Source organism: Stenotrophomonas oahuensis (genome assembly GCF_031834595.1).
Classification (GTDB): domain Bacteria; phylum Pseudomonadota; class Gammaproteobacteria; order Xanthomonadales; family Xanthomonadaceae; genus Stenotrophomonas; species Stenotrophomonas oahuensis.
This window is the reverse complement of the sequence record NZ_CP115541.1, coordinates 3667486-3687671: the sequence shown is the minus strand read 5'-3', so window position 1 is coordinate 3687671 and position 20186 is coordinate 3667486. Positions and strand designations below refer to the sequence as shown.

Annotated in this window: 20 protein-coding genes; all 20 read left to right on the top strand. The window is 66.8% G+C overall.

Translation table 11 applies throughout. The annotated features are described in order from the left end of the window. The first annotated feature begins 71 nt into the window (after positions 1–71). The 20 genes from PDM29_RS16495 to PDM29_RS16400 all read left to right on the top strand — a co-directional run bounded on the left by PDM29_RS16495 (position 72) and on the right by PDM29_RS16400 (position 20124). On the top strand, positions 72–605 hold the full coding sequence (locus PDM29_RS16495) for a flagellar basal body-associated FliL family protein (RefSeq protein ID WP_311191141.1): 534 nt from the start codon (positions 72–74) through the stop codon (positions 603–605). Between the two features lie 10 nt (positions 606–615). Further along, positions 616–1623: a flagellar motor switch protein FliM gene (fliM, locus tag PDM29_RS16490; RefSeq protein WP_311191140.1), complete on the top strand. Its 1008-nt coding sequence runs from the start codon at positions 616–618 to the stop codon at positions 1621–1623. Further along, positions 1620–1955 carry a flagellar motor switch protein FliN gene (gene fliN, locus PDM29_RS16485; RefSeq protein ID WP_125361821.1) on the top strand — a complete coding sequence of 112 codons (336 nt, stop codon included), beginning with the start codon at positions 1620–1622 and terminating at the stop codon, positions 1953–1955. The genes fliM and fliN overlap by 4 nt, the downstream gene beginning before the upstream one ends. Continuing rightward, positions 1952–2353, top strand: coding sequence for a flagellar biosynthetic protein FliO (fliO, locus tag PDM29_RS16480; protein ID WP_311191139.1), 402 nt, complete (start codon positions 1952–1954; stop codon positions 2351–2353). The genes fliN and fliO overlap by 4 nt, the downstream gene beginning before the upstream one ends. 2 nt (positions 2354–2355) lie before the next feature. Further along, positions 2356–3138, top strand: coding sequence for a flagellar type III secretion system pore protein FliP (gene fliP / locus PDM29_RS16475; protein WP_425508682.1), 783 nt, complete (start codon positions 2356–2358; stop codon positions 3136–3138). Between the two features lie 7 nt (positions 3139–3145). Continuing rightward, entirely contained in the window at positions 3146–3415 is a 270-nt protein-coding gene (locus PDM29_RS16470; RefSeq protein WP_311191137.1) for a flagellar biosynthetic protein FliQ, read from the top strand. Between the two features lie 8 nt (positions 3416–3423). Next, on the top strand, positions 3424–4215 hold the full coding sequence (gene fliR, locus PDM29_RS16465; protein ID WP_311191136.1) for a flagellar biosynthetic protein FliR: 792 nt from the start codon (positions 3424–3426) through the stop codon (positions 4213–4215). Between the two features lie 244 nt (positions 4216–4459). Then, positions 4460–6601 (top strand): putative bifunctional diguanylate cyclase/phosphodiesterase, encoded by a 2142-nt coding sequence (locus tag PDM29_RS16460; protein WP_311191135.1) that lies wholly within the window; start codon positions 4460–4462, stop codon positions 6599–6601. 48 nt (positions 6602–6649) lie between these two features. Beyond that, positions 6650–7780, top strand: a complete 1131-nt coding sequence (gene flhB, locus PDM29_RS16455; protein WP_311191134.1) for a flagellar biosynthesis protein FlhB — start codon at positions 6650–6652, stop codon at positions 7778–7780. Positions 7781–7803: 23 nt separating this feature from the next. Next, entirely contained in the window at positions 7804–9885 is a 2082-nt protein-coding gene (gene flhA, locus PDM29_RS16450; RefSeq protein ID WP_311193811.1) for a flagellar biosynthesis protein FlhA, read from the top strand. Between the two features lie 148 nt (positions 9886–10033). Continuing rightward, positions 10034–11977 (top strand): AAA family ATPase, encoded by a 1944-nt coding sequence (locus tag PDM29_RS21130; RefSeq protein ID WP_311191133.1) that lies wholly within the window; start codon positions 10034–10036, stop codon positions 11975–11977. Continuing rightward, positions 11964–12851: a MinD/ParA family ATP-binding protein gene (locus tag PDM29_RS16440; protein ID WP_311191132.1), complete on the top strand. Its 888-nt coding sequence runs from the start codon at positions 11964–11966 to the stop codon at positions 12849–12851. The genes PDM29_RS21130 and PDM29_RS16440 overlap by 14 nt, the downstream gene beginning before the upstream one ends. Next, positions 12848–13594, top strand: a complete 747-nt coding sequence (locus PDM29_RS16435) for an RNA polymerase sigma factor FliA (RefSeq protein ID WP_311191131.1) — start codon at positions 12848–12850, stop codon at positions 13592–13594. Before PDM29_RS16440 ends, PDM29_RS16435 begins: the two co-directional genes overlap by 4 nt. A 16-nt stretch (positions 13595–13610) precedes the next feature. Continuing rightward, the gene (gene cheY, locus PDM29_RS16430; RefSeq protein WP_311191130.1) at positions 13611–14003 is read left to right on the top strand and encodes a chemotaxis response regulator CheY; all 393 of its coding nucleotides are present in this window, start codon (positions 13611–13613) and stop codon (positions 14001–14003) included. After that, on the top strand, positions 14003–14620 hold the full coding sequence (locus PDM29_RS16425) for a protein phosphatase CheZ (protein ID WP_311191129.1): 618 nt from the start codon (positions 14003–14005) through the stop codon (positions 14618–14620). Before cheY ends, PDM29_RS16425 begins: the two co-directional genes overlap by 1 nt. 4 nt (positions 14621–14624) lie before the next feature. Continuing rightward, complete coding sequence (locus tag PDM29_RS16420; RefSeq protein WP_311191128.1) at positions 14625–16469, top strand: chemotaxis protein CheA; 1845 nt, start codon at positions 14625–14627, stop codon at positions 16467–16469. Between the two features lie 123 nt (positions 16470–16592). Continuing rightward, positions 16593–17333: a flagellar motor protein gene (locus PDM29_RS16415; protein WP_311191127.1), complete on the top strand. Its 741-nt coding sequence runs from the start codon at positions 16593–16595 to the stop codon at positions 17331–17333. 1 nt (position 17334) lies between these two features. Next, a complete protein-coding gene (gene motD, locus PDM29_RS16410; RefSeq protein ID WP_311191126.1) occupies positions 17335–18333 on the top strand; it encodes a flagellar motor protein MotD in 999 nt (332 codons plus the stop codon). Positions 18334–18337: 4 nt separating this feature from the next. Then, the gene (locus PDM29_RS16405) at positions 18338–19120 is read left to right on the top strand and encodes a ParA family protein (RefSeq protein WP_311191125.1); all 783 of its coding nucleotides are present in this window, start codon (positions 18338–18340) and stop codon (positions 19118–19120) included. Then, entirely contained in the window at positions 19117–20124 is a 1008-nt protein-coding gene (locus PDM29_RS16400; RefSeq protein WP_311191124.1) for a chemotaxis protein CheW, read from the top strand. Before PDM29_RS16405 ends, PDM29_RS16400 begins: the two co-directional genes overlap by 4 nt. The last annotated feature ends 62 nt before the right edge of the window (positions 20125–20186 follow it).

Sequence of the window (20186 nt, the reverse complement as noted above, 5' to 3'; positions counted from 1 at the left end):
CGTCAAAATCCCGACAACGGGAAACCAGCGCGGTTCGGCACAGCGCTTGCATGTAGCCAGGAAGCAATCCTATGGAGCTTCCCCTCGTGGCCGCAGCCGCTGACAAAACCAAGAAATCCGCCGACAAGGACAAGGCCGCCAAGCCGCGCAGCCCGTTGCTCATCAGTGCCCTGATCGCCGTCCTCGCCGCCGGTGCCGCCGGTGGCGGCGTCTGGTACTTCACCCAGAGCCACGACGAGAAGGCCCCCGCCAAGAAGGCCGCCGCCAAGCCCGCCGTGCCGGCCCCCGCCCAGTACTTCGGGCTCGAGCCCCCGTTCGTGGTCAACCTCAGCAGCAGCTTCGACGGCCCGCGCTACCTGCAGGTCGAAGTCCAGCTCATGACCCGCGACCCCGCCGCCCTGGAAGCCCTCAAGCTCCACGCCCCCGCCATCCGCGCCAAGCTGCTCATGCTGTTCTCGCAGGTCGAGCCCGCCCAGATCGCCGACCGCGCCGGCAAGGAAAAGCTCCAGGCCGACTCCCTGGCCGAGGTGCAGAAGCTGATGAAGGCCGAGACCGGCAACAACAGCGTCGACGAACTGCTGTTCACCAGCTTCGTCACCCAGTAAGGGCCGCCCCATGAATGACCTGCTTTCCCAGGACGAGATCGATGCCCTGCTGCATGGCGTCGACTCGGGCGCGGTCGAAACCAAGGACGAAGGCATCCCGCCCGGCGAAGCCCGCAATTACGACTTCGCCAGCCAGGACCGGATCATCCGCGGTCGCATGCCGACCCTGGAAATGGTCAACGAACGCTTCGCCCGCCTGTGGCGCATCGGCCTGTTCAACCTGATCCGCCGTTCGGCCGAACTGTCCGTGCGCGGCATCGAACTGATCAAGTTCAACGATTACATGCACTCGCTGTACGTGCCCACCAATCTGAACCTGATCCGTTTCAAGCCCTTGCGTGGCACCGGCCTGATCGTGTTCGAACCCACCCTGGTGTTCGCCATCGTTGACAACTTCTTCGGCGGTGACGGGCGCTACCCCACCCGTATCGAAGGCCGCGAATTCACCGCCACCGAAATGCGCGTCATCCACCTGCTGCTCAAGCAGACTTTCGCCGACCTGCGCGAAGCCTGGGCACCGGTCATGGACGTCGAGCTGGAATACATCAACTCGGAAATCAACCCGCACTTCGCCAACATCGTCACCCCGCGCGAGTACGTCGTGGTGTGCCGCCTGCATGTCGAACTTGACGGCGGTGGCGGCGACATCCACGTCACCCTGCCGTACTCCATGCTCGAGCCGATCCGTGAACTGCTCGACGCCGGCATCCAGAGCGATCGCAACGACCGCGATGAAAGCTGGGGCGTGATGCTGCGCGAGCAGCTCAACATCGCCGAGGTCACCCTCTCCAGCGTGCTTGCCAGCAAGCGCATGAGCCTGCGTGAGCTGACCAGGCTGAAAGTCGGCGACATCCTGCCCATCGACCTGCCCAACCAGGTTCCGGTGTGCATCGAGAACATTCCGGTGTTCACCGGCCAGTTCGGCATCGCCAACGGCATGAACGCCGTCAAGATCACCGCGACCCACCCTCCGGGCACCCGCCCGCGCGTACCCGTCATCCAGGAAGACCCGCAATGAACGACATCGAAACCAACGAACCGGCCGCCGCCCAGTTCTCCGACCTGCATGCCGAAGACGCCGGTGCACCGGATCTGAACCTGGACGTCATTCTGGACGTGCCGGTGACCCTGTCGCTGGAAGTCGGCCGCGCCCGCCTGCCGATCCGCAACCTGCTGCAGCTCAACCAGGGCTCGGTGGTCGAACTGGAACGCGGTGCCGGCGAATCGCTGGACGTGTTCGTCAACGGCACCCTGATCGCCCACGGCGAAGTCGTGGTCATCAACGATCGTTTCGGCGTGCGCCTGACTGACGTGGTCAGCCCCAGCGAACGGATCCGGAGACTGCGTTGATCACCGTGGCACTCATCGCCGCCGGCACGCCGGCGGTCAAGGTCGGCCAGCATGCCGCCGCTGCGCCCAGCATGTTCGGGGCCATCCTCGCCCTGCTGGCCGTGCTGGCGCTGATTGTCGGCCTGGGCTGGGTGCTCAAGCGCATGCCCGGCAGCGGCTTCAAGCCCGCCGACGGCCTGCGCATGGTCGCCAGCCTCAACGTGGGTGCCAAGGAACGCATCGTGGTGGTCGAGGTCAACGGCCAGCAGCTGCTGCTCGGCGTGACCGCCGGCGGTATCAACACGCTGCACCAGCTCGCCGAACCGCTGCCCACTCCCGAACCGGCACGCCTGCCGGACCTGAAGAACCTGCCGAATTTCGCCCAGCTGCTGCAGCAGCGGCTGCGCAAGGAAAAATGATCATGCGTGGCCCCCGAGTGTCCTGGACCCGTTACCTGCCGTTGCTGTTCGTGCTGTTGCTGTGCGCCCTTCCCGCGCTGGCCCTGGCCGCCCCCGGTGCGCCGGCGGTGCCCGCGCTGCCTGACGTGAATGTCGGCAAGATCGGCGGCCAGAACGTCAGCCTGCCGTTGCAGACCCTGCTGCTGATGACGGCGATCACGCTGATTCCGTCGATGCTGCTGGTGCTGACCGCATTCACCCGCATCATCATCGTGCTCGGCCTGCTGCGCCAGGCCCTGGGTACCGGCCAGACCCCGTCGAACCAGGTGTTGCTGGGCCTGGCCCTGTTCCTGACCGCCATGGTGATGCTGCCGGTGTGGCAGAAGGCATGGGGAACCGGCATGGCTCCGTACCTCAATGGCGAGATCGACTTCCAGACCGCCTGGAACCTGACCACCCAGCCGCTGCGTGCCTTCATGCTGGCGCAGATCCGCGAGACCGATCTGATGACCTTCGCCGGCATGGCCGGGCACGGCACCTACGCCAGCCCGGATGCCATTCCGTTCCCGATCCTGGTCGCCTCGTTCGTCACCAGCGAACTGAAAACCGCCTTCGAGATCGGATTCCTGATCTTCATTCCGTTCGTCATCATCGACCTGGTCGTGGCCAGCGTGCTGATGTCGATGGGCATGATGATGCTGTCGCCGATGCTGGTCTCTGCGCCCTTCAAGATCCTGCTGTTCGTGCTGGTCGACGGCTGGGTGCTGGTGGTCGGCACGCTGGCCGCCAGCTTCAACGCGGTTTGAGCCTGCCATGACCCCCGAACTTGCCCTTACTGAACTGCGCGGTGGCCTGATCACCGTGCTGTGGGTGGCCGGCCCGCTGCTGCTCACCGTGCTGATTGTGGGTGTGGTGGTCGGCGTGGTGCAGGCCGCGACCCAGCTCAATGAGCCCACCATTGCCTTCGTCGCCAAGGCCGCTGCATTGACAGCGGTGCTGTTTGCGCTGGGCAGCCTGCTCATCGGTCACCTGGTGGAGTACACCGCGTTGCTGTTCCAGCGCATACCACATCTGATTGGATAGCCACGGCCATGGATTCCGCCACCCAGATGGCCGCCGACGGCCTGCAGGCCTTCGGCATGATCGGCACCATCCTGTGGACCATGCTGCGTATCGGCGCAATGATCATGGCCATGCCGCTGGTGGGCACCCGCGCGGTGCCAGCGCGCGTGCGGGTCATGCTGGCCGGCGCATTGGCCATCGCGCTGTCGCCGCTGCTGCCGCCGGTGCCGGAGTGGACCGGATTCGATGCCGCCACCGTGCTCAGCATCGCCCGCGAGCTGGCCATTGGCATTTCCATCGGGTTTCTGCTGCGCATGGTGTTCGAAGCCGGTGCGCTGGCCGGCGAACTAGTCGCACAGGGCACCGGCCTGGCCTTTGCGCAGATGAGTGATCCAATGCGCGGTGGCAGCTCCGGCGTCATCGGGCAATGGTTCTACCTGCTGTTCGGCCTGCTGTTCTTCACCGCCAACGGGCATCTGGCTTTGATCTCGCTGTTGATGGACAGCTACAAAGCGGTGCCCATCGGCACATCCCTGCCCAACATGGACGCATTCCTCAGCGTCGCCCCCAATTTTCTGCTGCAGGTGCTGCGCGGTGCACTCAGCCTGGCGTTGCCGGTGGTCGTGGCCATGCTGGCGATCAATCTGGCTTTTGGCGTGCTGGCCAAAGCCGCCCCTGCGCTCAATCCGATCCAGCTCGGCCTGCCGGTATCGCTGCTGCTTGGTCTGTTCCTGCTGACGGTGCTGGCCGGTGAAATGGGGCCACCCGTACAGCGCCTGTTTGATGCCACTTTCCAGGCCGCAGACAGCGTCACGCACTGATTATCAATCGCGAATCGTTGATTATTACGCGTGTATTCTGCGTGATTTTCTCACGTAGAAACTGCCAATAACATTATTCCGACAAAAATTACCCTTTCAGGTATTGCATACCCCCCGGGGGGTGTGCGTACAGTTTGCGCGCACGGCAACGGGGGGCCGCTGTCTGCCGCAGTGGAAGCTGCAAACGAAAGATCTTTGGACGGAAACTTTCGATTATCGCGTGCTGGTTTCAGGAGATGCTTAGATGCTCGTCGGCAACTACACGTCGTGGTTGGTCGTCGTATCACTACTGGTAGCCATACTGGCTTCCTTCACCGCGCTGGTGATGGCCAATCGCATCACCACGGCGACAACGCCAAAGCAGGGACAGCTGTGGCTGCTGGGCGGTGGCTGCGCGATGGGCCTGGGCATCTGGTCCATGCACTTCATCGGCATGCTGGCGTTCCGCCTGCCCATTCCCCTCGGCTACGACGCGATCTGGACCACGGTTTCGCTGCTGGCCGCGATTGCCTCGTCGATCTATGCGTTGTGGCTGGTCTCGCGCCCAACGCTTCCACACGAACGCCTGGCCTTCGGCGCACTGTTGATGGGGGCCGGCATCGCCAGCATGCATTACCTTGGCATGGCCGCCATGCGCATGCAGCCGGGCATCGACTATCACCTTGGCTGGGTGCTGCTGTCGCTGGTGATCGCCGTGGCCGCGTCATGGGTAGCGCTGTTCATCGCGTTTCGGCTTCGTCATCACGATAATCGCCTGCGCCATCGGGTCCCGCCTGCCATTCTGCTCGGGCTGGCCATCGTCGGCATGCACTACACCGGCATGGCGGCTGCCCGCTTCCCCGCCAACAGCATCTGCGGTGCCGCCGCGGGCGCGGGCCTGCACTCGCAGTGGCTGGCCACCCTGGTGATGATTCTGTCCATCGCCATTCTCGGCGTCGTGCTGCTGGTGTCCTGGCTCGACCAGCGCATGCAGGCGCAGTTGCTGCGATTGCGCAACCAGGACCTGCGCAGCTCACTCAACGACGCCCACGCGGAACTCAGCCAGGCGGCGCTGCACGACCCCCTGACCCGCCTGCCCAATCGCCGACTGCTGCAGCAGCACATCGAAAGCGCGCTGATCGAAGCGGAGCAGCGCGGCAGCCGTTTCGCGGTGATGTTCATGGACCTGGACGGCTTCAAGCAGGTCAATGATGCCTACGGCCACCAGACCGGCGACGCCCTGCTGGTCGCGGTCGCCGAACGCACCAGCCAGCTGCTGCGCGCCAACGACGTGCTGGCGCGCCTGGGCGGCGACGAGTTTGTGATGGTGGTGAACATTGAAGGCGATGAAGACGTGGCGGCACTGGCCAGTCGCATCATCAATGCGATCGGCAGCAGCCGGCTGGTGCCCAGCCACGAACTGCAGGTGACCGCCAGCATCGGCATTGCCATCTGCCCGGACCACGCCGCGACCGAGCGTCACCTGATGGGCTACGCGGATTCGGCCATGTACCAGGCCAAGGAAGCCGGACGCAACGGTTTTGCGGTGTTTGCCGAATGGATGAACGACAGCGCGGAACAGCAGTTCCGGCTGCTGGCCGACCTGCGCAGCGCGATCGGCACTGACCAGCTGTTCCTGCACTACCAGCCCAAGCTCAGCGTCGCCCGGCATACCGTGGCCGGTGCCGAGGCTCTGATCCGCTGGAAGCATCCCGAGCAGGGCCTGATTCCGCCGGACCGCTTCATCCGGCTGGCTGAACGCAGCGGCATCATCAACGAAATCGGGCGCTGGGCGCTCAATGAAGCCTGCCGTCAGCTGCGCCAATGGCATGACGCCGGACACGACAACTGGACCATGTCGGTCAACCTGTCGCCCATCCAGTTCAGTGCGCCGCAGTTGCTCAACGAGGTGCGCGATGTGTTGGCGCGGCACCGCATCGAGCCACGCCGGTTGATTCTGGAGATCACCGAAAGCACGGTCATGCGCGACACCGAAACCAGCCTGCGCCTGCTGCAGGCCCTGGCCCGGCTCGGGGTGGGCATTTCCATCGACGACTTCGGCACCGGCTATTCCAGCCTGCTCTATCTGAAGCGTTTGCCGGCGTCGGAGATCAAGATCGACCATGCCTTCGTGCGCGAACTGGAAAACAGTTCCGAGGACGTGGTGATTGTCTCGGCGATTGTCGCGCTGGGCCATGCGCTGGACATGGATATCGTCGCCGAAGGCGTGGAGACGGCCGGGCAGCGCGCGTACCTGGAACGACTGGGGTGCGATTATCTGCAGGGCTATCTGCTGGGGCATCCGGTCGACCCGGTGCGATTCAAACAGTTGCATGACCTGCCCCGGCCGCGGATCGAGGTCGCCGCCGGGTGGAAGGAACCGGAAGGCGGCGATTTTCTGAATTGAGGCACGGATCTTGCACTGCACCGGGTGATACCCCGGGGTGCGTGAACGATGTCCGACGAAGAACAAGCCGGCGAAAAAACCGAACAACCTACCGAAAAACGCCTGCGCGACGCCCGTGAAGAGGGCAATACCCCGCGCTCGCGCGAGCTCGGCACCGCCGCCGTGTTCGGCGCTGCGGTCGCTACGTTGATGGCGTTTTCCGGCACGATGGCGACCAACTCGCGCGAGTGGATGAAGGCCGCGCTGAGCCCGGAGCCGGGCCTGCGCCTGCATCCGCAGGCCCTGTTCGGCCACTTCGGCGAGCTGCTGCTGCAGCTGCTGGTGGCAATGTGGCCGCTGGTGCTGATCTGCCTGCTGGCCAGCCTGCTCTCGCCCCTGGTCATGGACGGCCTGCGCTGGTCCAACAAGTCGCTGATGCCGCAGTTCAACCGGCTCAGCCCGATGGCCGGCATGAAGCGCCTGTACGGGCCCGAGGCCATCGCCGAGTTCATCAAGTCGCTGCTGCGCGTGGCCTTCGTCGGCGTTGCCGCCGGGCTGGTGGTGTGGCACGGCATCCGCGGCCTGCGCGACCTGGTCCACCAGCCGCTGGAAGCCGCCATCGTCAACGGCCTGGGCTTCACCCTCAAGCTGATGCTGGCTACCGGCGGCGCTATGGTGCTGCTGGCGGCCATCGATGCGCCGTACCAGCGCTGGAACTGGATGCGCAAGCTGAAGATGACCCGTGAAGAGCTGCGCCGGGAAATGAAGGAAAGCGAAGGCAGCCCGGAAATGAAGGGCCGCATCCGCCAGATGCAGCACCAGATGGCCAACCGCCAGATGATGGAAGCCGTCCCCACCGCCGACGTGGTGGTGGTCAACCCCACCCATTACGCGGTGGCCCTGAAGTACGACGGCGGCAAGATGGGGGCTCCCACCGTGGTCGCCCTGGGCGTGGACGAAACCGCGCTGCGCATCCGTGAAGTGGCCGACGGCAACAAGGTGCCGCTGGTCTCTGCCCCGCCTTTGGCACGCGCCTTGTATCGGGAAGGGAAACTCGGCAAGGAAATCCCCGTGAGACTGTATTCGGCCGTGGCCCAGGTCCTCTCCTACGTCTACCAGCTGCGCGCCTGGCGCGGCGGCCCGATGCCGGCTGCGCCGCGTATCGATGTGGATGAATTCGGCAAGGGAGGCCGCCCATGAGCGCCCAGCCCGCCCAAGGTGGCATGAACGCCCGCCGGGTCCTGGACATGATCCGCAGCGGCCTGGGAGCTCCGCTGATCGTGCTGGCCCTGCTGGCGATGGTGGTGGTGCCGCTGGCCGCGCCGGTCCTGGATGCCCTGTTCACCTTCAACATCGCCATCTCGCTGATGGTGCTGCTGGCCGTGGTGTACGTGAAGCGCCCGCTGGACTTCACCATCTTCCCGATCGTGCTGCTGGTCACCACCATGCTGCGGCTGGCCCTGAACGTGGCCTCCACCCGCGTGATCCTGCTGAACGGCCAGAACGGCCATGACGCCGCCGGCAAGGTGATCGCCGCCTTCGGCGAGTTCGTGATCGGCGGCAACTACGCGGTCGGCATCGTGGTGTTCGCGATCCTGACCATCATCAACTTCGTGGTCATCACCAAGGGTGCCGGACGCGTGTCGGAAGTGACCGCCCGTTTCATCCTGGACGCCATGCCCGGCAAGCAGATGGCGATCGACGCCGACCTCAACGCCGGTTTGCTGACGCGTGAAGAAGCCAAGGTTCGCCGCGAAGAAGTCCGTGAGGAAGCCGACTTCTACGGCGCGATGGACGGTGCCAGCAAGTTCATCCGTGGTGATGCGATCGCCGGCATCCTGATCCTGTTCATCAACATGCTGGGCGGCCTGGCCGTCGGCGTGCTCCAGCATGGCATGCCGTTTGGCGATGCCGCCGCCACCTACACCCTGCTGTCCATTGGTGACGGTCTGGTGGCGCAGCTGCCGGCGCTGCTGGTGTCTTCGGCGGTGGCCATGCTGGTGACCCGCGCCTCGCGCTCGCAGGACATGAGCCAGGCCATGATGGGCCAGGCCTTCGGTCAGTACCGGGCACTGGCGATCACCGCCGCCATCCTCGGCGTGGTCGGCCTGGTGCCCGGCATGCCCAACGTCGCCTTCTTGACGCTGGCCGCCATCCTCGGCTTCATCGCCTGGAAGATCTACAAGAAGCAGCAGGCAACTGCCGCGGCCGACGCGGCCCCGGTGGATCCGAACGCCCCGGTGATCGGCCTGCCCGGCGGCACCCCCTCGCCCACCGCCGAGCTCACCTGGGACGAACTGCGCCCGGTCGATCCGCTCGGGCTGGAGGTCGGCTACCGGCTGATCCCCCTGGTCGACAAGGCCAACGGCGGCGAGCTGATGGCGCGGATCAAGGGCGTGCGCCGCAAGCTCACCCACGACATCGGCTTCCTGATTCCCTCGGTGCATATCCGCGACAACCTGGAACTGGGGGCCACCACCTATCGTCTGCTGATCCACGGCGTGCCGGTGGCCACCGCGGAGATCCATCCGGACCGCGAACTGGCGCTGGACCCGGGCAGCGCGCTCGGCGCCCTCGAGGGCATTGCCGGCAAAGACCCGGCGTTCGGCCTGGATGCCACCTGGATCCAGCCCCACCAGCGCGCCCACGCCGAATCGATGGGCTACACCGTGGTCGACCCGGCCACCGTGGTCGCTACCCATATGTCGCACCTGATCCGCGAGCATGCGCCGGAACTGCTCGGCTTCGAAGAAGCCCAGCAGTTGCTGGCCAACCTGGCCAAGAGCGCGCCGAAGCTGGTCGAAGACCTCACCCCCAAGGCGCTGCCGCTGTCGGTGGTGGTGCGGGTGCTGCAGAACCTGCTGATCGAGCGCATTCCGATCCGCCAGCTGCGCAAGATCGCCGAATCGCTGGTCGAGCACGCCCCGCTGAGCCAGGACCCGGGCGTACTGACCGCCGCGGTGCGCAATGCGCTGGGCCGTTTCATCGTTCAGGAGATCGCCGGAATGTCGCCGGAGCTGCCGGTGTTCACCCTCAACCCACAATTGGAACGGGTCTTGCAGGAGTCCACTCAGGGGAATGGCGCCGCGCTGGAACCCGGACTCGCCGAGCGACTGCATCAAAGCCTCGCCGAATGTGTCGGCAAGCAGGAAGCGAAGAACGAGCCCGCCGTGGTGCTGGTCCCCGCCCCCGTACGTGCCGCGCTGGCACGCCTGGTCCGCCACAGCGTTCCGTCGCTGTCGGTCCTGGCCTACAGCGAGGTACCCGAGGACAAGCGGTTGAAGCTGGTCGGCACGATCAGCTGAGCCGGAACTCCGACAGTACAGCGTCAGAAAACAGACACCACTTCGAACATCACGCAGCAGGAACAGAAGGGAAACCCGGACCGTGCAGACCACCGACAACCAGCGCTTCCCTTCACCCGAACAGCCGCCCAAGTCCCGGTACCACAGCATGAAAATCAAACGCTTTGTCGCTCCCGATATGCGCTCGGCCATGAATCTGGTGCGCAAGGAACACGGCCCCGACGCCGTGATCCTGTCCAATCGCCGGATCGAGGAAGGCGTTGAGATCGTGGCTGCCGCCAACTACGACGAAGGCGCGGTGCAGCGTGCGCTGGAAGCGGCACGCAAGGACGTGGCCCCGCCGCCGCCGGCCCCGCGCCCGCGCAGCGCCGCCGATGCGATGATTGCGGCAGTCACGCGCCGCAAGCCCGCTGCGCAGGCAGCCGAACCGGTGGCCGCCACCACCTCGGCGGTTGCCGCGCTGGCCCGCGCCGCCGTCGGTGCCACCGGCCGCACCCTGGACACCGCCAACGAGAACGTGCCGCCGCCGGGCAGCAGCGGCTTTGCCGCCACCCTGGCCCGCGCCAACCCGCAGCCGCTGGTGGATGCCCTGCCGGAGCAGATCTTCGCCCCGTTCAATGTGGAACAGGCGGCCGCCGCCGAACGCGCACCTGCTCCTATGGCGGCACCGGCTCCGGTTGCCCCGCCGGCCGCGGTGAACCGCGCCCGCTTCATCATCGACCCGCCGACGGACGACGAGCCGGTGCTGGACATGCGCGCATCGGTGGCGCGTCCGGTGCCGCCGCCGATGCCGGCCCAGCAGATGCAGCGCGTCCCGGCCGAAGCCCCGATGGCCCCGTTGTGGGAAACCGTGCCGATGGTGCCGGTGACCACGCCGGTCGCCGCGCTGAATCCGATTGAAGACTCGCCGGTGTTCGCCCCGGTTGCCGAGGTCGCCCCGGTCATCGAGGTGGTGCCGGTCGCGCCGGCTCCGGTCGCCCCCGCGCCCATTGCTCCGCTGGCCCCGGCCGCACCGATGGCCTGGATGGCTCCGGCCGCCCGCCCGCTGGCTCCGATGAGCGCCGCCAATGAACCGGCGGAACTGCCGGTCGCCCTGGCCGCTGCGGTCGAGGCCATGGAAGCGCCGGTCCTCGCCCCGACCGTGGTCCCGACCCCGGCACCGACGCTGAACCTGGTTCCGCGCGACGACGAAGAGCTGCGCCAGCTGCGTCACGAAGTGGCCGGCATGCGCCAGGTCATCGAACGCGAAATGACCCGCTTCACCGACGAGCGCCTGCGCGGCTCGGCAGTGCGCGCCGCCGCGCTGGACCTGATGGACGAGTACGGCTTCGACGCCGGCATCAGCCGCGACGTGGCCCTGCAGATCCCGCTGGACACCGAAGCCCATCGTGGCCGCGGTCTCATGTTGGGCCTGCTGTCGCGCAAGCTGCCGATCGCCCCGATCGACCCGTTGGAAGCCGGCGGCGTGATCGCCCTGGTCGGCCCCACCGGTGCCGGCAAGACCACCACCATCGCCAAGCTGGCCTCGCGCTTTGCCGAAGCCCATGCCCCGCGTGACGTCGCTCTGGTCACCACCGACACCGGCCGCATCGGTGCCCGCGAACAGCTGTACGGCTTCGGCCGCCAGCTCGGCATCGCCGTGCACGAGGCCAACAGCGGCAGCGACCTCGCCCAGCTGCTGGAACGCCTGAAGGACTACAAGCTGGTGCTGATCGACACCGCCGGCCTCGGCCCGCGCGACCGCGCCCTCGCCGCCCAGCTGCAGTGGCTGCGCGCCGCCAGCCAGATCCGCACCCTGCTGGTGCTGCCGGCCAACACCAGCTTTGGCGACATGGACGAAGTGGTCCGCCGCTTCAGCGCCGCCAACCCGCAGGGCGTGGTGCTGAGCAAGCTGGACGAGACCGGCCGTTTCGGCACCGCCCTCTCGGTGGCCGTCGACCACCGCCTGCCCATCACCTGGGTGACCGACGGCCAGGACGTTCCTGAAGACCTGCACCGGGCCACCGCCGCCAATCTTGTACTTCGCCTTGAAGATTTGCGCCGCGCGGCCGATATGCCCTGCAACCCGGAGTTGAACCATGCCGTCGCGTGAGTACGCCAAGCTGACCCAGAATTTCCCGCTGTCGGCCACCCGCAGCCAGCCGCTGGGCCCGGTCCGCACCATCGCCGTCAGCGGCGGCAAGGGCGGCGTGGGCAAAACGAACGTCTCGGCCAACCTGGCCGTGGCGCTTGCCGACATGGGCAAACGCACCCTGCTGCTCGACGCCGACCTGGGCCTGGCCAACATCGACGTCATCCTGGGCTTACAGCCGAAGCTGACCCTGGCCGACCTGGTCGCCGGGCGCTGCACCCTGGACGAAGTGATCATGGAAGGTCCCGGCGGCGTGCTGGTGGTGCCGGCCGCGTCCGGCCGCCGCCACATGGCGGAGCTGCAGCCGGCCGAACACGTCGGCCTGGTCAACGTGTTCTCCGAACTGGAGCGCGAGCTGGACTTCATGATCGTCGACACCGCCGCAGGCATCACCGATGGCGTGTTGACCTTCTGCCAGGCCGCCCAGGACACCGTGGTGGTGGTCTGTGACGAACCGGCCTCGATCACCGACGCCTACGCGCTGATCAAGGTGCTGTCGCGCGAGCGCGGGGTTGACCGTATCCAGGTCGTGGCCAACATGGCCCGCGATCCGAACGAAGGCCGCGTGCTGTACGAAAAGCTGAGCCGGGTCTGCGACAAGTTCCTGGCGGATGTCTCGCTGAACTATCTGGGCTGCGTGCCGCAGGACGACTGGCTGCGCCTGTCGGTGCAGCGCCAGCAGCCGGTGGTCAAAGCCTACCCGTCCAGCCCGGCCGCGCAGGCCATCACCGAAATCGCCCGACGCACCGCGCGCTGGCAGGCTCCGACCGAACCGCGCGGCGGCGTCGAGTTCTTCCTCGAACGCATCCTCAAACAGCGTGGGGTGGCCGCATGAAAGGTGCCGCGCAATACAAAGAGGTGCAGCGTGCTGCTGCCACCGAGTGCATTGCCCAGCACTCGGACCTGGTGCGGCGCATCGCCCACCACCTGGCCGCGCGCCTGCCGGCGAGCGTCGAGATCGACGACCTGATCCAGGCCGGCATGATGGGGCTGATTGAAGCGTCGCGCAGCTATGACGCCGACCAGGGTGCCTCGTTTGAAACCTATGCCTCGATCCGCATCCGCGGTTCGATGATCGACGAGATCCGTCGTGGCGACTGGGTGCCGCGCTCCGTGCACCGTCGTGCCCGCGATGCCGCCTCGGCCATCCGCAAGCTGGAGCAGAGCACCGGCCGCGCCGCCAGCGCCACCGAAGTGGCGGCCGCGATGGAGATGCCGCTGAACGAGTACCTGCGCCTGATGGAAGATGCCGCGCGTGGCCAGGTGCTCAGCCTGGAGTCGCGCATCGAGGACCAGGGCGAGCTGGATACCGTGGCCCAGGGCGGCCCGACCCCGCAGCAGGTGCTGGAACGGGGTGAGTTCGGCCGCGAGCTGGGGGCCGCCATCGGCCTGCTGCCCGAACGCGAACAGCTGGTGCTGTCGCTGTACTACGAACAGGAATTGAATCTGAAGGAGATCGGCGCGGTACTCGGCGTAAGCGAGTCGCGCGTCTGCCAGATCCACGGCCAGGCGGTGCTGCGCCTGCGTGGCCGACTGAAGATCTTCGAGGCGGCCGACGCCGGCCTCGAGAACACTTGATACCGAGGAAAGTGCTTTGAACAAGAACATGCGTATCCTGATCGTCGACGACTTTTCGACCATGCGTCGTATCGTCAAGAACCTGCTGGGCGATCTGGGCTTCACCAATACGGCCGAAGCCGAGGACGGGCATGCCGCATTGGCGCTGCTGAACAGCCAGCCGTTCGATTTCGTGGTCACCGACTGGAACATGCCGGTGATGACCGGCATCGAACTGCTCAAGGCGATCCGCGCCGACGCCAAGCTCAAGACCCTGCCGGTGTTGATGGTGACTGCCGAAGCCAAGCGCGAGCAGATCATCGAAGCGGCCCAGAACGGGGTCAACGGCTACATCATCAAGCCGTTCACCGCGGTCACGCTGTCCGAGAAGCTGGACAAGATCTTCGAACGACTGGCAGCGAGCGCCTGATGGAAACCCTCAGCGACAAGTCGGCGCTGGTGCAGCGCCTGCAGGATGCCCTGGCCGCGCTGGAAAGCGGCGACGAAGCCGGCTGGCGTCGGGAAATCGACGCGCTGGGCGCGCTGCGCACCCAGCCGATGATGGCCGGGCTGAACCGGCTGGCACGCGAGCTGGGCCAGGCGCTGGGCGAACTGCCCACCGTGCCCACCGAAGCCGGTGAGCTCGATGACGCCTGCGCACGCCTTGATCATGTGGTGGCGATGACCGAACAGGCCACCCACCGCACTTTGGATCTGGCCGAGGAATGCCGTTCGCTCACCGAGCAGTTGCGTGCCGAAGGCCTGAATCCGGAGCAGGATCAGCAGTTGGACCGCATCCGCCACAACCTGACCGAAATCGCGCTGACCCAGAGCTACCAGGACCTTACCGGCCAGATCATCCGCCGCGTGGTGGGGATCGTGCGCCGCGTGCACGAAGGCTTTGGTGCGCTGGGCCTGCCGCCGCCGAACGACGACGACCGCAAGAAGCAGGACAACGGCCTGGCCGGCCCCGCCGTCAACGGGCTCGACCGCCATGCGGTGTCGCAGGTCGACGCCGATGACCTGCTTTCCGATCTAGGGCTTTAAGACCATGAGTGCTGTTCCAGACGATATCGCCGCTGACTTCATCCTCGAGGCCCAGGAGATCCTGGATCGCCTCGGCGAACAGCTGGTCACGCTGGAACAGGCCCCGCAGGACGCCGACCAGCTCAACGCGGTGTTCCGCGGCTTCCATACCCTCAAGGGCGGTGCCGGCTTCCTCGGCATCCAGGCCATGGTGGAACTGTGCCACGCCGCCGAGGAAACCCTGGGCATGGCCCGTTCCGGCCAGGCCGTGCTGCAGGCGCACCACTTCGATGCCGCCCAGCAGTCGCTGGACTATCTGCAGTCGATGCTGGATTCGGTATCCGCCGGCGAAGAACCGGGCTATGCCCCGCCCGCGCTGATCGCGCAGTTCGACGTCAACGGCGGTGCACCTGCCCTGGTCGCCGCCGCACCCACTGCAGCTGCGGCAGCACCGGCCAGCGACCTGATCACCGACGATGAGTTCGAGGCGCTGCTCGACCAGCTCCACGGTGGCGCTGCGCCCACCGCCGTGCCCGCCGCGAAGAAGGCCGACGACGGCCTGATCGGCGAAGACGAATTTGAAGCGCTGCTGGACCAGCTGCACGGCGGTGCGGCCCCGGGCGCGCGCGCGGTCGCTGCGGTCCCGGCCGTTGCGCCGGCCCCGCGCCCCGCCGCAGCACCCGCTCCGGCTGCCGCGCCGAAGCCCGCCGCTGCCAAGCCGGTTGCCGAAGCCGAGCACACCGTGCGCGTGGACACCAAGCGCCTGGATGCCATCGTCAATCTGATTGGCGAGCTGGTGCTCTCGCGCAACCGCCTCAAGACCCTGCGTGCGCGTCTGCATGACGAAGAGCTGGACCGCGCCGTCTCCACCCTGGACATCGCCACCGCGCGCCTGCAGTCGGCGGTCATGCGCACCCGCATGCAGCCGGTCGGCAAGGTGTTCTCACGCTTCCCCAAGGTTGCCCGCGACGTCGCCCGCAACCTGAAGAAGGAAGTGGAGCTGGAGCTGATCGGCGCCGATACCGAGCTGGACCGCAACCTGGTGGAAGCACTCGCCGACCCGCTGGTGCACCTGGTCCGCAACGCGATCGACCATGGCGTGGAAATGCCCGACTTGCGCGAAGCGCAGGGCAAGCCGCGCAGCGGTCATGTGCGCCTGTCGGCGCAACAGGAAGGCGACTACGTCAGCATTGAAGTGCAGGATGACGGGGCCGGCATCGACCCCGAGCGGCTGCGCGCCAAGGCCCGCGAGAAGGGTCTGATCGATCCTGAAGCCGCCGCCCGCCTGAGCAGCGAGGAATGCCTGCACCTGGTGTTCCTGCCTGGCTTCTCGACCAAGCAGGAAGTCACCGATATCTCCGGCCGCGGCGTCGGCATGGACGTAGTGCAGTCGCGCATCCGCGAACTCAGCGGCCAGATCCAGATCCAGTCCGAACTCGGTCGTGGCAGCCGCTTCATGATCCGCGTCCCGCTGACCCTGGCCATTCTGCCGACCCTGCTGGTGCAGGCCGGCGAGGACGTCTATGCGCTGCCGCTTGCCCGCGTGATGGAAGTCCTGCACGCCCCCAACTCGCAGCTGGGCTGGTTCGACGGCCGCGCGGTGCTGGACCGTCGCTCGCACACCCTGCCCTTGGTCGACCTGCGCCACTGGTTGGCGGTCGAACCGGTGGCCTCGCCGCTGCTCACCATTGTCGTGCTGCAGGCCGGCGAAGCCCGCTTCGGGCTGGTGGTGGACCAGGTCCGCGGTCGCGAGGAAGTGGTGATCAAGCCACTGCCCAAGACCCTGCGCGGCCTGCGCGGCTATGCCGGGGCCACGCTCATCGGGGATGGCCGCATGGCGCTGATTCTCGACGTCGACGGTTTGCGCTGACGTAGAGCCGGGCTTGCCCGGCTGAACGCGCCGATGAAATTGGCACACCCGGAAATGTGAACCCCGTCCACCCTGCGACACCCGGTCGCTCAAGACCGCTTCACGCCCGCCGATACCCGAACAATGGACAGACTCAGCCTCATCGGACTTTTTCTCGCCCTGGCCTCGCTGGTCGGCGGCAGCATCCTCAAGGGAGCCGGTCTGGCGTCGCTGTGGTCGCCGGCCGCTTTTGTGATCGTGATCGTGGGTACCCTCGCCGCGATCCTGCTGCACACCTCGCCGGCGGTGTTCAAACACGCCTTCAAAATCGTGCGCTGGATCGTGCGTCCGCCCGGCAGTGACCGCCAGGATCTGATCCGCCAGATCGTGGAGTGGAGCAACATCGCCCGCCGCCAAGGCCTGCTCGGCCTGGAAGCGCAGGTTGATGCGCAGGACGACCCGTTCCTGCGCAAGGGCCTGCAGCTGCTGGTCGACGGCGTCGAGCCCGAGTCCATCCGGCACATGCTGGAAATCGAACTCAGCAACCAGGAAAGCCAGGACCTGGCCGCCTCCAAGGTGTTCGAAGGCATGGGCATCTATGCCCCCACCCTCGGCATCATCGGTGCAGTACTGGGCCTGATCGCGGTGATGAAGAACCTCGCCGACCCGAGCAAGCTCGGCCACGGCATCGCCGCCGCGTTCACCGCCACCATCTACGGCATCGCCTCGGCCAACCTGCTGTTCCTGCCGATTTCGGCCAAGCTCAAGAGCGTGATCCATCACAACTCGCGCGACCGCGAAATGATCATCGAAGGGTTGATCTCCATTGCCCAGGGTGAGAACCCGCGCAACATCGAAACCAACCTGTCCGGGTTCCTGCACTGACATGGCGCGCCGCAAAGCCCACGAAGAGCATGCAAACCATGAGGCCTGGGCGATCCCCTACGCCGACCTCATGACGCTGCTGCTTGCCTTCTTCGTGGTGATGTACGCCATTTCGTCCATCAACGAAGGCAAGTACCGGGTCATGGCCGATGCGCTGACCACCGCCTTCGGCGGCGCACCGCGCACCATCAACCCGGTGCAGGTCGGCAACCAGCAGGTACAGGGCGGTGGCTGGGACAGCCCCAACGTGATCAAGGCCGGCAACCGCATCGGCCCTTCCGCGCCAGCCCCCTCCAACGACCCCACCCTGCTGCCGGCGATGGCGTCGCAGATGCGCATGCCGGTGTCGGTGCACGACCAGGAACAGATCCGACGTGCCGAGCAGCAGCTCAACGGCATCGCCGACCGGCTGACCGCGACACTGGCCCCGCTGATCGACCGCGGCATGATCACCGTGCGCCGCACCGAACTGTGGATCGAGGTCGAAATCAACAGCGACATCCTGTTCACCACTGGCTCGGCCTCGCTGGACGTACACGCCCGCCAGACCTTGTCCAGCCTGGCCGAGGTCCTGCGCGACGCGCCCAACGGCGTGCGCGTGGAAGGCCACACCGATGACGTGCCGATCGCTACAGCGCTGTTCCCCTCGAACTGGGAACTGTCGGCCGCACGCGCCGCCAGCGTGGTGCACCTGTTCGCCGACCAGGGCCTGCAGCCGGCCCGGCTGGCAATGGTCGGTTACGGCCAGTTCCGTCCGCGCGAAGACAACAGCAGCGCGGCCGGTCGCAACCGCAACCGCCGGGTGATGGTCATCATCCTGGCCGACACCGCGCAGTCGGTGGATCCGCTGGGAGCCAAGCTCACCGCCGAGACCACTCCCGAGGCACTCGGACAGCCGGCCGCAACACCCCCCGTTTCTCCCATCGCACCGGTGCAGTTGCCACCGGTGCCGGCCGGCAGCCGCGTAGGCGCCGCCGTTCCCCCTGCAATGAAGGAGTGAAGCAATGCGTATCTGGGCAATTGCCAATCAGAAGGGCGGCGTCGGCAAGACCACCACCACGCTGGCGCTCGGCCGCGGGCTGGCTGCGCAGGGTCACCGCGTCCTGCTCATCGACCTGGACCCGCACTCCTCGCTGACCCGCGCTTTCAATGTGCCGCTGGATCCACCGCCTGCCGGTGTGCTGGAGCTGTTCGCCGCGCCGCCGGCCGAACTGGCCACGCTCGCCCATCGCAGCGAGATCCCCGGCCTGGACTTCGTCTGCGCGCAGGCCGCACTGGCCACCCTGGAACGCCGCAGCGCCAACCAGCCCGGCCTCGGCTTGGCACTGCAGAACGCCATGGCCCGCCATCAGGGCCAGCACGATTACATCCTGCTCGACTGTGCGCCCACGCTCGGCCTGCTGATGATCAACGCACTGGCCGCCGCCGACCGCCTGATCATTCCCACCCAGGCCGAGCCGCTGGCCCTGCACGGGCTGGACGGCATGGTCCGCACCGGTGAGATGGTCGAGCGTTCGCGCCGCCGCGCGCTGCCGATGAGCATCCTGCCCACCCTGTTCGACCGCCGCACCCGTGCCGGCAACGAAACCGTCAAGGAAATGCAGGACCGCCACGGCCACCGCGTGTGGGAAGACGCCATTCCGGTCGACACCCGCATCTGCAATGCCGCCAGCCTGACCGTGCCGGCGCAGTCCGATGACTACCCGGGGCGCGGTTTAGCCGCCTACCGGCGCGCACTGGAGTGGATCCTGGCCGACGACGCCCAGCAGATGGAGCGCGCCGCATGAGCACGCCTGGTGTACTGGACGATTACCTGGAAGAGCTGCTTGGTGATGCCATCGCCGTAGCACCGACCGCGCCTGTGGAACCCGACGCCCCCGCGCCGGCCTTCGATACGCCGACCTCGCCGGGCGCGCCGGCCAACCTGGCCTTGCTCGACGAGCTGATGAACGACCCGGCCCTCGGCCCGATCACGGCCTTCGACACCCCGACGTCCCCGGGTGCACAGGCCAACCTCGCCCTGCTCGACGAACTGATGAACGATCCTGCACTGGGCCCGGTGGTCGATGTAGAGCCGGGCCTTGCCCGGCTTGCGTCCGAAGACGACCGCCCGGACTGGAACGACCTGCCCGACGAAGCCCTGCACGACACGCCCGTCGTCGCCGCACCCGTTGCCGCACCACCCCCTGCCCCCGCAAAGCCGGCACCCGCCCCCCTGCCGCCGCGCGCCGCGCCCACCCCGACCGCCCGCGCTGCCCCGATTCTGCCGGCCAACGCCCCCAACCCGGCGCGCCCGGGCAGCTGGCAGGAACTGCAGGCGCAGGCCCTGAACCCCGCGTCCAGCCCGCGCGAACACCGCCGCGCCAACGAGCGCACCTCGCGCTGGCTGCGCATGCGCTGCGGCAGCCAGGCGTACGCATTGGAGCTGCTCAAGGTGCAGGAGGTGGTGCTGCCAGTCCCGCTGCTGCCGCTGCGCGGCACCCCGGCGGCCATGCTGGGCATCATGAATCTGCGTGGCCAGGTCGTCCCGGTGATGGACCTGGGCACCCACCTCGGTGCCGGCCCCGCGGTCGACGACGCCAACACCCGCATCGTGGTGCTGGAAGAGAACGGCGAGACCATGGGCCTGCGCGTCTCGGCCGTTGAAGACGTCGCCAACCTCACCGATTCGCAGATCGAACCGCCGGATACCGCCCGCATCTGCCAGATCTCCAACGACCTGTTCCGGGGCGTGGCGCGGATCTCGGCCCAGCCAATGATCCTGCTCGACGCCACGCAATTGTTGAACTGAGAACCAAAAATCACATTAAAGGTTCCCTCAACCCCGCCGTTATTGACCTAGGAACCGTTTGT

What these genes read in the sequence shown, in the direction of transcription:
- fliP (WP_425508682.1), top strand. Translation starts at nt 2,356, where the DNA reads ATGCGTGGCCCCCGAGTGTCCTGGACCCGTTACCTGCCGTTGCTGTTC.
- fliN (WP_125361821.1), top strand. Translation starts at nt 1,620, where the DNA reads ATGAACGACATCGAAACCAACGAACCGGCCGCCGCCCAGTTCTCCGAC.
- PDM29_RS16495 (WP_311191141.1), top strand. Translation starts at nt 72, where the DNA reads ATGGAGCTTCCCCTCGTGGCCGCAGCCGCTGACAAAACCAAGAAATCC.
- PDM29_RS16440 (WP_311191132.1), top strand. Translation starts at nt 11,964, where the DNA reads ATGCCGTCGCGTGAGTACGCCAAGCTGACCCAGAATTTCCCGCTGTCG.
- PDM29_RS16425 (WP_311191129.1), top strand. Translation starts at nt 14,003, where the DNA reads ATGGAAACCCTCAGCGACAAGTCGGCGCTGGTGCAGCGCCTGCAGGAT.
- PDM29_RS16405 (WP_311191125.1), top strand. Translation starts at nt 18,338, where the DNA reads ATGCGTATCTGGGCAATTGCCAATCAGAAGGGCGGCGTCGGCAAGACC.
- PDM29_RS16400 (WP_311191124.1), top strand. Translation starts at nt 19,117, where the DNA reads ATGAGCACGCCTGGTGTACTGGACGATTACCTGGAAGAGCTGCTTGGT.
- PDM29_RS16470 (WP_311191137.1), top strand. Translation starts at nt 3,146, where the DNA reads ATGACCCCCGAACTTGCCCTTACTGAACTGCGCGGTGGCCTGATCACC.
- PDM29_RS16460 (WP_311191135.1), top strand. Translation starts at nt 4,460, where the DNA reads ATGCTCGTCGGCAACTACACGTCGTGGTTGGTCGTCGTATCACTACTG.
- PDM29_RS16435 (WP_311191131.1), top strand. Translation starts at nt 12,848, where the DNA reads ATGAAAGGTGCCGCGCAATACAAAGAGGTGCAGCGTGCTGCTGCCACC.
- flhB (WP_311191134.1), top strand. Translation starts at nt 6,650, where the DNA reads ATGTCCGACGAAGAACAAGCCGGCGAAAAAACCGAACAACCTACCGAA.
- fliM (WP_311191140.1), top strand. Translation starts at nt 616, where the DNA reads ATGAATGACCTGCTTTCCCAGGACGAGATCGATGCCCTGCTGCATGGC.
- PDM29_RS16420 (WP_311191128.1), top strand. Translation starts at nt 14,625, where the DNA reads ATGAGTGCTGTTCCAGACGATATCGCCGCTGACTTCATCCTCGAGGCC.
- PDM29_RS21130 (WP_311191133.1), top strand. Translation starts at nt 10,034, where the DNA reads ATGAAAATCAAACGCTTTGTCGCTCCCGATATGCGCTCGGCCATGAAT.
- flhA (WP_311193811.1), top strand. Translation starts at nt 7,804, where the DNA reads ATGAACGCCCGCCGGGTCCTGGACATGATCCGCAGCGGCCTGGGAGCT.
- fliR (WP_311191136.1), top strand. Translation starts at nt 3,424, where the DNA reads ATGGATTCCGCCACCCAGATGGCCGCCGACGGCCTGCAGGCCTTCGGC.
- motD (WP_311191126.1), top strand. Translation starts at nt 17,335, where the DNA reads ATGGCGCGCCGCAAAGCCCACGAAGAGCATGCAAACCATGAGGCCTGG.
- PDM29_RS16415 (WP_311191127.1), top strand. Translation starts at nt 16,593, where the DNA reads ATGGACAGACTCAGCCTCATCGGACTTTTTCTCGCCCTGGCCTCGCTG.